This is a genomic window from Streptomyces sp. NPDC038280, from assembly GCF_055600045.1.
On the sequence record NZ_JBVJYZ010000010.1, the window covers coordinates 68,131 to 81,256 of the forward strand.

9 protein-coding genes are annotated in these 13,126 nt (G+C 71.6%); 3 read left to right on the forward strand and 6 right to left on the reverse strand.

Annotated features, from left to right (window positions below; translation table 11 throughout):
* Positions 1–13 precede the first annotated feature (13 nt).
* Positions 14–1,132, reverse strand: coding sequence for an ADP-ribosylglycohydrolase family protein (locus tag ACZ7J0_RS20910; RefSeq protein ID WP_470889415.1), 1,119 nt, complete (start codon positions 1,130–1,132; stop codon positions 14–16).
* A 203-nt stretch (positions 1,133–1,335) separates the two neighbouring features.
* Complete coding sequence (locus tag ACZ7J0_RS20915; RefSeq protein ID WP_470889417.1) at positions 1,336–3,927, reverse strand: bifunctional FO biosynthesis protein CofGH; 2,592 nt, start codon at positions 3,925–3,927, stop codon at positions 1,336–1,338.
* Between the two features lie 207 nt (positions 3,928–4,134).
* On the opposite strand from ACZ7J0_RS20915, the gene ACZ7J0_RS20920 reads away from it, so the two are divergent.
* Positions 4,135–5,775: a CocE/NonD family hydrolase gene (locus ACZ7J0_RS20920; RefSeq protein WP_470889419.1), complete on the forward strand. Its 1,641-nt coding sequence runs from the start codon at positions 4,135–4,137 to the stop codon at positions 5,773–5,775.
* Between the two features lie 41 nt (positions 5,776–5,816).
* Here ACZ7J0_RS20920 and ACZ7J0_RS20925 read toward each other — a convergent pair whose 3' ends face one another.
* Positions 5,817–6,644 carry an LLM class F420-dependent oxidoreductase gene (locus tag ACZ7J0_RS20925; protein WP_470889421.1) on the reverse strand — a complete coding sequence of 276 codons (828 nt, stop codon included), beginning with the start codon at positions 6,642–6,644 and terminating at the stop codon, positions 5,817–5,819.
* A gap of 347 nt (positions 6,645–6,991) precedes the next feature.
* Here ACZ7J0_RS20925 and ACZ7J0_RS20930 point away from each other — a divergent pair, with 347 nt between their 5' ends.
* Complete coding sequence (locus tag ACZ7J0_RS20930; RefSeq protein ID WP_470889423.1) at positions 6,992–7,447, forward strand: carboxymuconolactone decarboxylase family protein; 456 nt, start codon at positions 6,992–6,994, stop codon at positions 7,445–7,447.
* A 56-nt stretch (positions 7,448–7,503) separates the two neighbouring features.
* Positions 7,504–7,959, forward strand: a complete 456-nt coding sequence (locus ACZ7J0_RS20935; RefSeq protein ID WP_470889425.1) for a carboxymuconolactone decarboxylase family protein — start codon at positions 7,504–7,506, stop codon at positions 7,957–7,959.
* A 91-nt stretch (positions 7,960–8,050) separates the two neighbouring features.
* Here ACZ7J0_RS20935 and ACZ7J0_RS20940 read toward each other — a convergent pair whose 3' ends face one another.
* The 3 genes from ACZ7J0_RS20940 to ACZ7J0_RS20950 form a co-directional block, all read right to left on the reverse strand.
* The gene (locus ACZ7J0_RS20940; protein ID WP_470889427.1) at positions 8,051–9,622 is read right to left on the reverse strand and encodes an APC family permease; all 1,572 of its coding nucleotides are present in this window, start codon (positions 9,620–9,622) and stop codon (positions 8,051–8,053) included.
* Positions 9,623–9,881: 259 nt separating this feature from the next.
* Complete coding sequence (locus tag ACZ7J0_RS20945; protein WP_470889429.1) at positions 9,882–11,351, reverse strand: aldehyde dehydrogenase family protein; 1,470 nt, start codon at positions 11,349–11,351, stop codon at positions 9,882–9,884.
* Positions 11,348–13,087, reverse strand: a complete 1,740-nt coding sequence (locus ACZ7J0_RS20950; protein WP_470889431.1) for an N-acyl-D-amino-acid deacylase family protein — start codon at positions 13,085–13,087, stop codon at positions 11,348–11,350. Before ACZ7J0_RS20950 ends, ACZ7J0_RS20945 begins: the two co-directional genes overlap by 4 nt.
* Between the last annotated feature and the right edge of the window lie 39 nt (positions 13,088–13,126).

A 13,126-nucleotide genomic window follows, 5' to 3' on the forward strand; every position in this document is an offset into this window, starting at 1 on the left:
GGTACGGAAAGCGCTACCCGCGCGGGTAGCGCGCCAGCCAGCCCGGGGCCGAGACCGCCGGGCCGTGCAGCGCGGGTCCCTGGGTCATCTCCATGGCGAAGTCGTCGGCGAGTTCGAGGACGGTCGAGCGCCCCTCCAGATCGGCCAGCCACGCGGGAGGCAGCGCGGTCTCCCCGTGCAGGGCGCCGAGCAGCGCTCCCGTGAGGGCGCCGGTCGTCGAGGACGGCCCGTCGTGGTTGACCGCGAGGCGCAGACCGTGGCGCACGTCCTCGCCGACGAGCGCGCAGTAGACGGCGACGGCCAGGGCGCGCTCGGCGTGGTCCTCGCCGCCGGCGAGGGCGGCGATCCTGGCGGGTCCCGGAATGCCCTGGCGTACCGCTCCGAGTGCGTGCTGGAGGGCCTCGGTGACGGGCTGGTGGCCGGGGCGCGGCGCCAGCTGGCCCAGGGCGCGCTGGACGGAGCCGTCGACCGTCTCGCCCCGGGCGAGCCCGTGCACGACGACCGCGAAGGCGCCGGCGGAGAGGTACGCGGCGGGGTGGCCGTGGGTCTGCGCGGCGCACTCGACGGCGAGCTGGCAGACCAACTGCGGCTCCCACCCCACCAGCAGCCCGAAGGGCGCCGAGCGCACCAGCGCGCCGGCGTCGCGGGCGGTCGGGTTCTTGGGCGCGTCGAGGGTCCCGAGGACGTCGTCGCCGAGACCGGTCAGACAGGCCCGGGCGGGATCGCGCCGGGCGTAGAGCCACTCCTCCCGGGCGAGCCAGCCGTTGTCCTTACGGCGCTCGTCGGGCCCCCAGTCGCGCTGGGTGGCGGCCCACCGCAGATGGGCGCGGTGCACATCGGTGGGCGGGTGCCAGGCGCCGGTGTCCCGGCGGACCTGGGCGCGTATCAGCCCGTCGACGGTGAACAGCGTCAGCTGCGTGGCGGCGGTCACGGCCCCGCGCCGTCCGTAGGCGAGCGCGGGGTCGGCCATGCCCTGGGGCCCGTGGGCGGCTCTGATCTCCTCCAGGGACAGCGAGTCGACAGGGGCCCCGAGGGCGTCACCGAGAGCCCCGCCGAGGAGACAGCCGCGCACCCGTGCCCGGAAGTCCTGCTGCTCGACACGGCCCCAGACGGCTGTGGATGCTGTGGTCACCGCATGCCTCCCTCCGCGCGACGCCGGTCTGCCGCAGCACTGTAATCGACCGCGATCGGTCGGTTGAGGGTGCCTTTTCGGTCGGCAGGGGTATGGGACGGGACGCCCTTCAGATCGCCGTACGACCGCTTTCGACCGATCTGCCACCGGCGTCCACGGGTCGGTCGTGGTCGTCGACGGCCCGCCGACAGACGCGGCCCGCCTCAGTCCGGCAGCAGCGGCAGCAGCTCCGGCAGGTGCCCGTCCGACGCCCGCGCCGCCGCCACCCGCTCCTCGGGCACCTCGCCGTACAGCGTCGTGCGCGGCCGGGAGGGCCGGCCGGCCGCCTCCGCGATGCCGATCAGGTCCTTGACCGAGCGGTACGAGCCGTAACCGCTGCCCGCCATCCGGGAGATGGTCTCCTCCATCAGGGTGCCGCCGAGGTCGTTGGCGCCCGAGCGGAGCATCTCCGCCGCGCCCTCCGCGCCCAGCTTCACCCAGCTGGTCTGGATGTGGGGGATGTGGGGGTGCAGCAGCAGCCGGGCCATGGCGGTGACGGCGCGGTTGTCGCGGGTGGTCGGGCCGGGGCGGGAGATGCCCGCCAGGTAGACCGGGGCGTTGGTGTGGATGAAGGGGAGGGTCACGAACTCGGTGAACCCGCCGGTCTCCTGCTGGATGGCGGCCAGCGTGCGGAAGTGGCCCAGCCAGTGGCGCGGCTGGTCCACATGTCCGTACATCATCGTCGAGGAGGACCGGATACCCAGGTCGTGCGCGGTCTTGACGACCTCGATCCAGGTGGCGGCCGGAAGCTTGCCCTTGGTGAGGACCCAGCGGACCTCGTCGTCCAGGATCTCGGCGGCCGTGCCGGGGATGGAGTCGAGACCGGCCTCCTTGGCGGCCGTCAGCCACTCGCGGATGGACAGGCCGGTGCGGGTGGCGCCGTTGACCACCTCCATCGGGGAGAAGGCGTGGACGTGCATGCCGGGGACGCGTTCCTTCACGGCCCGGGCGATGTCGAAGTACGCCGTGCCCGGCAGGTCGGGGTGGATGCCGCCCTGCATGCACACCTCGACCGCGCCGACGTCCCACGCCTGCTGGGCCCGGTCGGCGACCTGGTCCAGGGAGAGGGTGTAGGCGTCGGCGTCGGTGCGGCGCTGGGCGAAGGCGCAGAAACGGCAGCCGGTGTAACAGACGTTGGTGAAGTTGATGTTGCGCGTGACGATGTAGGTGACGTCGTCACCGACGGCGGAGCGGCGCACGTCGTCCGCGATCCGGGTCAGCGCGTCGAGCGCCGGACCGTCGGCGTGCAGCAGCGCGAGCGCCTCGTCGTCGGTCAGCCGGGTCGGGTCGTCCGCGGCGGTGGCGAGGGCCGCCCGTACGTCCGTGTCGATGCGCGAGGGCACCATGCCGGGCGCGGCCTGCTCGCGCAGCGCCTCCCAGTCGCCGTACACCTCGTCGAAGTCGTCGCGCCGGTCGTGCGCGCGGCCGGTGGTGTCGATCGTGCGGTGCAGGTCCGTGCGCCCGGAGGCCGCGACGTACCCCTCGTCCGGCTCCTGCCAGGGCAGCCCCCGGACGGGGGCGTCGGGGCGGGCGAGGCCGGTGTCCGGGTCGGCGAGGGCGCGCACGTGCGGCAGGAGCCGGGGATCGAGCCAGGGCTCGCCGCGCTGGACGAACTCCGGGTAGACGCAGAGCCGTTCCTGGAGACGGAAGCCCGCGGCCGCCGACCGTTCGGCCAGGAGCTCGATCCGCGGCCAGGGCCGCTCCGGGTTCACATGGTCGATGGTGAGCGGCGAGACGCCGCCCCAGTCGTCGATACCGGCGCCGATGAGGCGTCCGTACTCGGCGTCGACGAGGTTCGGCGGGGCCTGCAGACAGGCCGAGGGGCCCATGATGTGCCGGGCGACGGCGACCGTGGCGACCAGGTCGTCGAGGTCCGCGTCGGGCATTCCGCGCATCGCCGTGTCCGGCTTGGCGCGGAAGTTCTGGATGATCAGTTCCTGGATGGAGTGGTACGAGCGGGCGACGCGCCGCAGCGCGAAGAGGGAGTCGGCCCGCTCCTCGTACGTCTCCCCGATCCCGATGAGCAGCCCACTGGTGAAGGGGACGGAGGACCGCCCGGCGTCCTCCAGGACCCGCAGCCGCACGGCGGGGTCCTTGTCCGGCGATCCGTAGTGCGGGCCGCCGGGCTCGGACCAGAGCCGGGTGGCGGTCGTCTCCAGCATCATCCCCATCGACGGGGCGACCGGCTTGAGCCGCTGGAAGTCGGTCCACGACAGCACACCGGGGTTGAGGTGGGGCAGCAGCCCGGTCTCCTCCAGGATGCGGATCGACATGGCCCGCACATAGGCGAGCGTGTCGTCGTAGCCGTGCGCGTCCAGCCACTCGCGCGCCTCGGGCCAGCGGTCCTCCGGCTTGTCCCCGAGGGTGATCAGGGCTTCCTTGCAGCCCAGTTCGGCGCCCTTGCGGGCGATGTCGAGGACTTCGTCCGGCGACATGTACATCCCGTGCCCCGCCCGGCGCAGCTTGCCGGGGACGGTCACGAAGGTGCAGTAGTGACACGTGTCCCGGCACAGCCGGGTGAGCGGAATGAAGACACTCTTCGAGTACGTGATGACACCGGGGCGCCCCGCCGCCGCCAGGCCCGCGTCCCGCACCCGCGCCGCCGAGGCCGTCAGGTCCTCCAGGTCCGCGCCGCGTGCCTGGAGCAGTACCGCCGCCTCGGTGACGTCGAGGGCGACACCGTCACGCGCGCGCTTGAGCGCGCGGCGCATCGCGTTCGCGGTCGGTCCGGTCTGGCCGGTTGCGGGAGTCGTCATCCTGCGAGCATACGATCGCGCGCCGACAGTCGATCCGCGGAGTCGGAGTGTGCCTCCGCACATGTGGGGCCTCGCCTCCCCACCTGCCGGCACCCGGGGCCCGATTCCGGCCAATCACCACAATGCCCCCTTGGTGACCGTCTGTTGCTGTGCCGATACTGACCGCGCTCAGGCCCGCACCACTCGACGATGAGGATGGGAACTGACGTGACTTCAGAGGGAATCCGGCCGGTGAGCCTCTACCCGGAGCTGGACGAGGCGGCGCTGAGGCAGATCGTCGCGGCGCTGGAGACCGGGGACACCGGCGCCCTTTCGCCCGCGCGGGCCGAGGAGGTGGCCGAGGTCCTGCTGATGGCGCCGCCCCGGCGGGAGCGGATCGCCGGCGAGGGCGGTGTCGAGCTGGACGCGATGCTGTGGACGCACATGGACGGCCGGCCCCGGCCGGCGATCGTGATGCCGTCGCCGTGGAGCGGCCTCGGCTGGCTCGTGTACGCGGTGCAGGCCACCCGGTTCGCGCTGAAGGGCTACCACGTCCTCGCCTACACCGCCCGGGGGTTCGGCGCGTCGGGTGGCGAGGTCGAGGTCGGCGGGCCACTCGACGTCGCGGACGGCTCCCGCGCGCTCGACCATCTCGTCCAGCGGGCGCCCGGCCAGATCACCAAGGTCGGCTTCCTCGGCGACTCGTACGGCTCCGGCATCAGCCAGCTCGTGGCCGCCCACGACCCGCGCGTGGACGCGGTCGTGGCGCTGAGCTCCTGGGGTGATCTGGGGGAGGCGTTCTACGAGAACTCCACCCGCCACATCGCGTCGGTCCAGGCGCTGTTGAAGGCCGCCGAGCAGGCGCGGCTGAGCGAGCGCACGCGGCAGACCTTCGACGACGTCCTCGCCAACCGGAACGTCTCGGACACCCTGAAGTGGGCGGAGGTCCGCTCCCCGTTCGCCTACTGCGAGGCGCTCAACAACCGCCAGGTCCCGGTCTTCTTCGCGCACGCCTGGCACGAGACGCTGTTCCCGTCCAACCAGACGCTGCGGATGTACCACGCGCTCACCGGTCCCAAGCGGATCGATCTGTCCATCGGCGACCACTCCTCCCCCGAGATGTCCGGCGTCTTCGGCCTGCCGAACCGGATCTGGGAGGACGCCCACCGCTGGTTCGACCACCACCTCCTGGGCGCCGACAACGGCGTCGACGCCGAGGGCGAGGTCGTCAGCGAGATCATGTGGAACCGGGCCCTGGAGTCCCGGCCCACCTGGGACACCGTCACCGGCCGCACCGAGCGGCTCTATCTGGCCGGGGCGAGCGAGCCCGGCGGCGACGGCACCCTCACCGACAAGCCGGCCGCCGACTGGCACCTCACCTTCCAGACGGGCGCCGACACCCCGGCCACTGTCGCCGGGGCCGTCATCAGGACCGGGTACGCGGAGATGGCGGGCCGGCCCCTGATCTACCCCACGGACGACATCAGCCGCGCCGACGCGGGCATCTGGGTCAGCGCGCCGATGGCCGTCGTCACGAAGCTGCGCGGAATCCCGAGGCTGCGACTGACGTACACGCCGAGCGCGGGCCGCTCGACGTTCGTCGCGCACCTCTTCGACGTCGACCCGCAGGGCGACGCGCACATCGTCACCCACGCCCCCTACACCGCGCTCGACGGCTTCCCCGGACGCCCGGTCACCGCCGACATCGAGCTGCAGGCCACCGGCTACGACCTGCGCGCCGGGCACCGCCTGATGCTCGTCCTGGACACCAAGGACCCGTTCTACGGCGACGCCAACGATCCGGGTGCCACGATCTCGGTGTTCGGTTCCGAGGACGACCCGTCCCATCTGGATCTGCCCATGGGCTGACGCCCGCGCGCGGGCGGGGCGTTCCGGCGCGGGCGGGGGTCCTAGAGGTACTGGGCGAAGTCGTCGAGGACCCGCAGGATCTCCGCCTCCCCGGCCGGCGGAAGCTGGAGCACGACCTCCTCCAGGCCCAGCTCCGCGTAGTGGGCGAGCTTCCCGGGGCTCGGCCGGACCGCGTACGGCACCACCTGGAGCGCCCCCGGGTCGCGCCCGGCCTTCTCCCACTCCGCCCGCAGCACGGGGACGGTCTCGCTCAGCCCGCGTCCGCCGATCGGCATCCAGCCGTCCCCGAACTCCGCGACCATCGCGAAGAGCTTCGGCCCGGCGGCTCCGCCGATCAGCGTGCGCGGGGCTCCTCCGGCCGGCTTCGGGTAGGCGTGCGAAGCCCGGACGGATCCGAACTTGCCGTCGTACGCGGTCGGTTCGGGTGCCCACAGCGCCCGCATCAGCGCCATCCGGTCCCGGCCGAGTTCGCGCCGGGTCGACCAGGTGACGCCGTGGTCGGCGGCCTCCTCCTGGTTCCAGCCGAAGCCGACGCCGAGGGTGAACCGCCCGCCCGAGACATGGTCGAGGGTGGCGATCTGCTTCGCCAGGGCGATCGGATCGTGCTGGGTGACGAGCGTGATCCCGGTGCCGAGCGTGAGGCGTTCGGTGACGGCGGCGGCCTGACCGAGGGCCACGAAGGGGTCGAGGGTCCGGCCGTACTCGCGCGGCAGCTCGCCGCCCGCCGGGTTGGGCGTGGTGCGCTCGAGCGGGATGTGGGTGTGCTCGGGAAGGTAGAGACCGGCGAATCCGCGCGACTCCAGTTCGCGGGCGAGCCGTACGGGCGTGATCGTTTCGTCGGTGAGGAAGATCGTCGTGGCGATGCGCATCCGGGCCCCTCCGTCGTATGGCTGTCGGCGGGCCAAAGGTATGCGGTACGGCGTGCGATGTCCCCCCTTCCGTTGCCACGTCGGGCGCGGCGGGCGGGAACGTCGGCCGGGTCGTGCGCGGCGCCCTCCCGCCCGGCTCGCCCGGCGAGGCCCGCCGCGCTGCCGCGACCGGTCCTCTGCCAGGTCTGGTGGCCCTCACCAACCCGGTTTTCCTGTCCGCAACGCTCTGACCTGCGAATCTTCGTCGCCCAAAAAAGAATTTCGCGGATCGGTCACATTCGCCCCTCCCGAGGAGTCAATGAGTCGGAAGCAGCGAAGAGCGCGACGAGACTCCAGGAGAAGCACCCATGCAGGCACGTATGAGCAACCCCGCGAACGTCCTCCCCGATGCCATGCCCGCCATCCTGAACCTGATCAAGGCGGCGAAGAAGGGCGGCGTCCCGGAGGAGACGATGGAGCTGGTCCATCTGCGGGCGAGCCAGATCAACGGGTGCGCGCCCTGCGTCGACGGAGGCGTGAAGTCCGCCAAGAAGGCGGGCATGAGCGACGAGCGGTTGTTCGCCGTCGCCGCCTGGCGGGACGCCCCGTACTTCACCGACGAGGAGCGCGCCGCGCTCGCCCTCACCGAGGCCGCCACGCGCCTGGCCGACCGGGCCGACGCCGTGCCGGACGCGATCTGGGACGAGGCCGCGGACCACTACGACGAGAAGCAGCTGGCGTCCCTGATCCTCTGGATCGGCGTGACGAACCTCTTCAACCGCCTCAACGCCACCACCCGTCAGGTCGCCGGCGCCGCCTGGTAGCCGCCGCGCGCCGCCCCGCCCTCGGCCCAGTCCCCGTACACCCCTGAGGAGATCCCATGCAGGCACGTATGAAGAACCCCGTCAGCGTCCTCCCCGAGGCCATGCCCCCCATCCTCGGCATTCTCCAGGCCGCCCAGTCCGGCGACGTCCCGGGCACCACGCTCGATCTCGTGCACCTGCGCGTCAGCCAGATCAACGGCTGCGGCTTCTGTGTCGTCGGCGGCGCGCTGAAGTCGCTGAAGGAGGGCGAGAGCGATGAGCGGCTGCACGCGGTCGCCGCCTGGCGGGAGGCCCCGTACTTCACGGACGCCGAGCGCGCCGCCCTGGCCCTCGCCGAGGCCTCCACCCGGCTCGCCGGCAGTCCGGACGCCGTGCCGGACGCGATATGGGACGAGGCGGCGAAGCACTACGACGAGAAGGGGCTCGCCTCGCTCGTCCTGATGATCGGCGTGACGAACCTCTTCAACCGCCTCAACGCCACCACCAGGCAGGTCGCCGGCGCCACGTGGTAGTCCCCGGTGTTCTCGCCGGCCCCCACAGAGAAGTGACCCGCGCCGGATTCCGGCGCGGGTCACTTCATGAGACTCAGGGGTGTGCGGAAGGTCAGTCGGCGACGACCAGCGAGGGGGTCTCCTTGGTGAGGATCTCGCCCCGGAAGAACGCCGGGCTGCGGCGCTGCATGACGAGCATGATCACCACACCGAGCAGCAGCAGACCGACGCCGATCACGAAGACCGAGCCGACACCGAAGACGGCCGAGCCGCTGCCGTAGGCCGGGTCCCACATGTCGTAGAGGGTCTTGCCGAAGACGGCGGTGAGCATGAGGCCGCCGAGCGCCGGGAGGACGCCCTTGAAGAACGCGTCCCGGGCGGAGTTCGTCAGCTCGCGGCGGAAGTACCACACGCAGGCGAAGGCGGTCAGCGCGTAGTAGAAGCAGATCATCAGGCCGAGGGCGTAGATCGTGTCGACCAGGACGTTCTCGCTGAGCAGGGTCATCGCCGTGTAGAAGACGCCGGTGGCGACACCCGCGATGACCGTGGCCTTGCCGGGGGTCTTGAACCGCGGGTGGACCTTGGTGAAGGAGTGCGGCAGGGCCTCGTACGTCGCCATGGACAGGACCGTGCGGGCGACCGGGATGAAGGTGGTCTGCAGGCTGGCGGCGGCGGACGCGAGGACCGCGATGAAGAGGGTGACGCCGAGGACGCTGCCCATGACCGGCCCGGCGAGGGCGGCGAAGACGTTGTCGGAGGTGTCGGGGTTACCGAGGCCCAGGCCGGTGTCGCCGGAACCGACGACCATCTGGGCGGCGATGCCGGTGGCCAGGTACGAGCCGACCAGGACGATCATGGTGATGAGCGCGGCGCGGCCGGGGGTCTTGGCGCTGCCGGTGGTCTCCTCGTTGGTCGCCATGCAGGCGTCCCAGCCCCAGTAGATGAAGATCGCGAGGGAGAGGCCGGCCGTGAAGGCGGAGAAGGACTCGACAGCGAACGGGTTCATCCAGGACCAGGAGAAGTCGACCCCGGTGGAGAACTCCGGCGTGCCCGCCTTCATGAAGGCCAGGACCACGAAGACGGCCAGGACGGCGAGCTGGAGGCCGACCAGCGCGTACTGGACGCCCTTGGTGGCCGTCATGCCGCGGTAGCTGATGGCGGTCGCGATGGCGATCAGGGTGAGGCAGGTGAGGATGTGGACGGCCTTGTTGTCGTCCAGGGCCGCGATCGACGGGTTGCTGGTGATCTCACCGGCCAGCAGCCAGAAGTAGGAGGTCGCGACGCCCGCCAGGTTGGACAGGACGATGATCGTCGCGATGACGAGGCCCCATCCGCACATCCAGCCGAGGCGGGGGCCGAAGGCCTTGACGGTCCAGGTGAAGGACGTGCCGCAGTCGGGCATGACCTTGTTGAGCTCGCGGTACGCGAAGGCGACCAGGAGCATCGGCAGGAAGCCGGCCAGGAAGACGGCGGGCATCTGCAGTCCGACCTCGCCGGCGGTGGCGCCGAGGGTCGAGGTCAGACAGTAGACCGGGGCGACGGTCGAGACGCCGATCACGGCACTGCCCATCAGCCCGACGGAGTTTCCGCCGAGTCCCTTGGTGCGAACGCCGTGGTCGCCGCCCGGGGCGTTGACGCCCCTTACCTTGTCTCCGGCCTGGGGCCGCATGTCCACCTGAGTCATGAACAGGACGTTAAGTGCTGCGGTTTCCTTATCCGGAGCCCTTGACTCCGGGATCATTGCCTTGCATTACGAGGACAGATCGCCCATCGATCAGTGATTGAAAGATCGACGATCCACATCACTGATCGATTGAGAGGCGAAATCGGGGACCGTTCGATATGCGGGAATCGCAGCTCTGCCCGTTTTGCCCGCTTTCAAATTTTCCAGTGGCCTGCGTCTCCTTACCCAAAGTCACTCACGGTCACCCCCCGGCAGGGCTTCAGCCGGGCCACACCACGGCCTGCGTCTCGCTGTACGCGTGCAGGGCGTACGAGCCCACGTCCCGGCCCACTCCGCTGTTCTTGAAGCCGCCGAAGGGGGCCTCCATATTGCGGCCGACGGTGTTCACCCCGACCCCTCCGGCCCGCAGCCGGCCCGCCACCCGGAAGGCCCGCGCCACATCGCCCGACCAGACGTAGTCGAGCAATCCGTAGTCACTGTCGTTCGCCAGCGCGATCCCCTCCTCCTCGTCGTCGAAGGGGACGACCACCACGACCGGCCCGAAGATCTCCTCCCGGACCACCCGCATGTCGTTGGTGCAGTCCGCGAAGAGGGTCGGGGCCACATAGAAGCCCCGGTCCATGGCCGGCCGCTCGCCGCCCGCCACCAGCCGTGCGCCCTCCTTCTTCCCCAGCTCGACGTACGACTCCACCCGGTCGCGGTGCGCCGCCGAGATCACCGGTCCCACCACCGTGCCCCGCTCCGCCGGGTCGCCGACCTTCAGATGGGCCACATAGCCGGACAGCTTCTCGACCAGCGCCTCATAGATCCCGCGCTGGGCCAGGACCCGCGTCGGAGCCGTACAGATCTGTCCGCTGTAGAAGGAGAACGTCGTCCCGATGCCCATGACCGCCGAGACCAGGCCCGCGTCGCCGACGTCGTCGAAGACGACCGCCGCGCCCTTGCCGCCCAGCTCCATCAGCTGCCGCTTCATCCCGCGCCCGCAGACCTCGCCGATGCGCTGCCCGACGGCGGTGGAGCCGGTGAAGCTGACCATGTCGACGTCCGGGGAGTCGACTGCGGCCTCCCCCGCCTCCGCGCGCGAGCCCGACACCACGTTGACGACCCCCGGCGGCGCGCCCGCCTCCTGAAGGGCCCGCGCCATCGCGTAGACCGAGAGCGGGTCCTGCGGGGCGGGCTTCACCACGACCGTGTTGCCCATGGCCAGGGCCGGGGCGACCTTGCCCGCCGGATTCGCCCAGGGGTTGTTGTACGAGGTGATGCAGGTGACGACGCCCACCGGGCGGCGCACGGCCACGGCGCCGAAGACACCCGCCGCGCCCATCGGGCCCGCCTCGTTGATCTGCGGGGGCAGCGCCTGCTCGACCGGCTCCAGGGCGCCGCGCGCGTACCGCCGGAAGCGGGACACCCCGACCGCCACCTGCATGCCGCGCGCCGTGCCGGTGGTGGCGCCCGTCTCGGCCTGCGCGAGGCGGGTGAACGGCTCCGCCTCCCGCTGGATGATGTCGGCGGCCCGGTCGAGGATCGCCGCCCGCTCTTCGGGCCTGGTCCGGGACCAGGCGTCGAAGGCCCCCCGGGCCGCCGCCGCGGCCGCGTGGACCTGCGCACGGCTCGCCTCGGGCGCGAGGCCGACGACCTCCTCGGTCGCCGGGTTGACCACTTCGTAGTGCCCACCGTCCGGCTCGGTCCACTCGCCGCCGATGAACAGCCGCTCCGTCGTCCCGCTCACCTGGTCGACACCGTCCTCGTGTCACGGCCCGAGCGCAGGACCTTCCCCGGGATCGCGCCCGTCACCCGGTCCTCCCGGATCGTCTCCACGCCGTTGACCCGCACCGACACGATGCCGATCGCCCGCGAGTCCAGCCGCGGGCTGTCGCCCGGCAGATCGTGGACGAGGGTCGCCGGACCCGCGTCGATCCGCTCGGGGTCGAAGAGGACGAGGTCCGCGTGGAAGCCCTCGGCGACCCTTCCGCGCTCGCGCAGCCCGAACAGCCGGGCCGGATCGTCGGTGAGCATCCTCACCGCCTGCTCCAGGCCGACGAGCTTGCGGCCGCGCAGACAGTCGCCGAGGAAGCGGGTCGTGTACGGGGCGCCGCACATGCGGTCCAGGTGCGCGCCGGCGTCGGAGCCACCGAGCATCACGTCCTCGTGCTCCCAGGTCTCACGGCGCAGTGCCCACGAGGCGGGGTCGTTGTCGGTGGGCATGGGCCACAGCACCGTACGGAGATCGTCGTTGGCGCAGATCTCGACGAGGCAGTGGAAGGGGTCCTGGCCGCGCTCGGCGGCGATGTCCCCGACGACCCGTCCGGTCAGGCCCTCGTTCGCGGGGCTGTAGGTGTCGCCGATGACGTACCGGCCGAAGTGCGCCAAGCGCCGGAAGACTCCCGCCTCCTTGGAGTCGGCGCGGCGCAGCATCTCCTCCCGTACGGCCGGATCGCGCAGCTTCGCGATCCGCTCGGGGACGGGCAGCCCGAGGACGTCACCCCAGCCGGGGATGAGGTTCAGGGCGCAGAAGGTGCCCAGCGACATGTTCATCGGCGTGAGGATCGGCATGGTGAGCGCGACGATCCGGCCGCCGGACTTGCGGGCGCGCTCGCTCGCGGTGAGCTGGCGCGGGACCCGCTCGGGGACGGAGGCGTCGATGGTGAGGACGTTCCAGTTCAGGGGCCGCCCGGCGGCCGCGCTCATCTCGACGAAGAGGTCGATCTCCTCGTCGGCGAACTGGTCGAGGCAGCCGGCGACGATCGCCTCCAGCTGGGTGCCCTCGTGGTCGGCGACGGCCTTCGCCAGAGCCAGCAGCTCCGCGGGCCGGGCGTGCCGGGAGGCGACGGGCCGGCCGTCGCCGTCGGAGTGCGTGGAGGACTGGGTGGTGGAGAGCCCCCAGGCACCGGCGTCCATGGCGTCGTGGAAGAGCGCCAGCATCCGGTCCATCTGCTCCTCGGTGGGCCGCCCGCCGACCGCGTCCGCTCCCATGACGTGGCGGCGCAGGGCGCAGTGGCCCACCATGAAGCCGGCGTTGACGGCGATACGGCCCTCAAGGGCGTCGAGGTACTCGCCGAAGGTGTGCCAGTTCCAGGGCGCGCCCTCTTCGAGCGCGACCAGCGACATGCCCTCCACCTTGGACATCATGCGGCGCGTGTAGTCCGCGTCCTCGGGGCGGTCGGGATTCAGCGGCGCGAGGGTGAAGCCGCAGTTGCCGCCCGCGACGGTCGTCACGCCGTGGTTCATGGAGGGCGTGGCGAAGGGGTCCCAGAAGAGCTGGGCGTCGTAGTGCGTGTGCGGGTCGACGAAGCCGGGGGTGAGCACCAGGCCGGTGGCGTCCTCGCTGGTGCGGGCGGACTCGGTGACGGTTCCGGGCTCGGCGATGACGGCGATCCGTCCGTCGCGGATGCCCACGTCGGCGGTGTACGCGGGCGCGCCGGTGCCGTCCACGACGGTGGCGCGCCTGATGAGGTGGTCGAGCATGGCGTCCCCTTTCCCTGTGTCTGGGCACGCGGTTCGCCT

Coding starts and splice junctions, on each gene's coding strand:
- ACZ7J0_RS20915 (WP_470889417.1), bottom strand. CDS start 3,927: ATGACGACTCCCGCAACCGGCCAGACCGGACCGACCGCGAACGCGATG.
- ACZ7J0_RS20925 (WP_470889421.1), bottom strand. CDS start 6,644: ATGCGCATCGCCACGACGATCTTCCTCACCGACGAAACGATCACGCCC.
- ACZ7J0_RS20930 (WP_470889423.1), top strand. CDS start 6,992: ATGCAGGCACGTATGAGCAACCCCGCGAACGTCCTCCCCGATGCCATG.
- ACZ7J0_RS20935 (WP_470889425.1), top strand. CDS start 7,504: ATGCAGGCACGTATGAAGAACCCCGTCAGCGTCCTCCCCGAGGCCATG.
- ACZ7J0_RS20940 (WP_470889427.1), bottom strand. CDS start 9,622: ATGACTCAGGTGGACATGCGGCCCCAGGCCGGAGACAAGGTAAGGGGC.
- ACZ7J0_RS20950 (WP_470889431.1), bottom strand. CDS start 13,087: ATGCTCGACCACCTCATCAGGCGCGCCACCGTCGTGGACGGCACCGGC.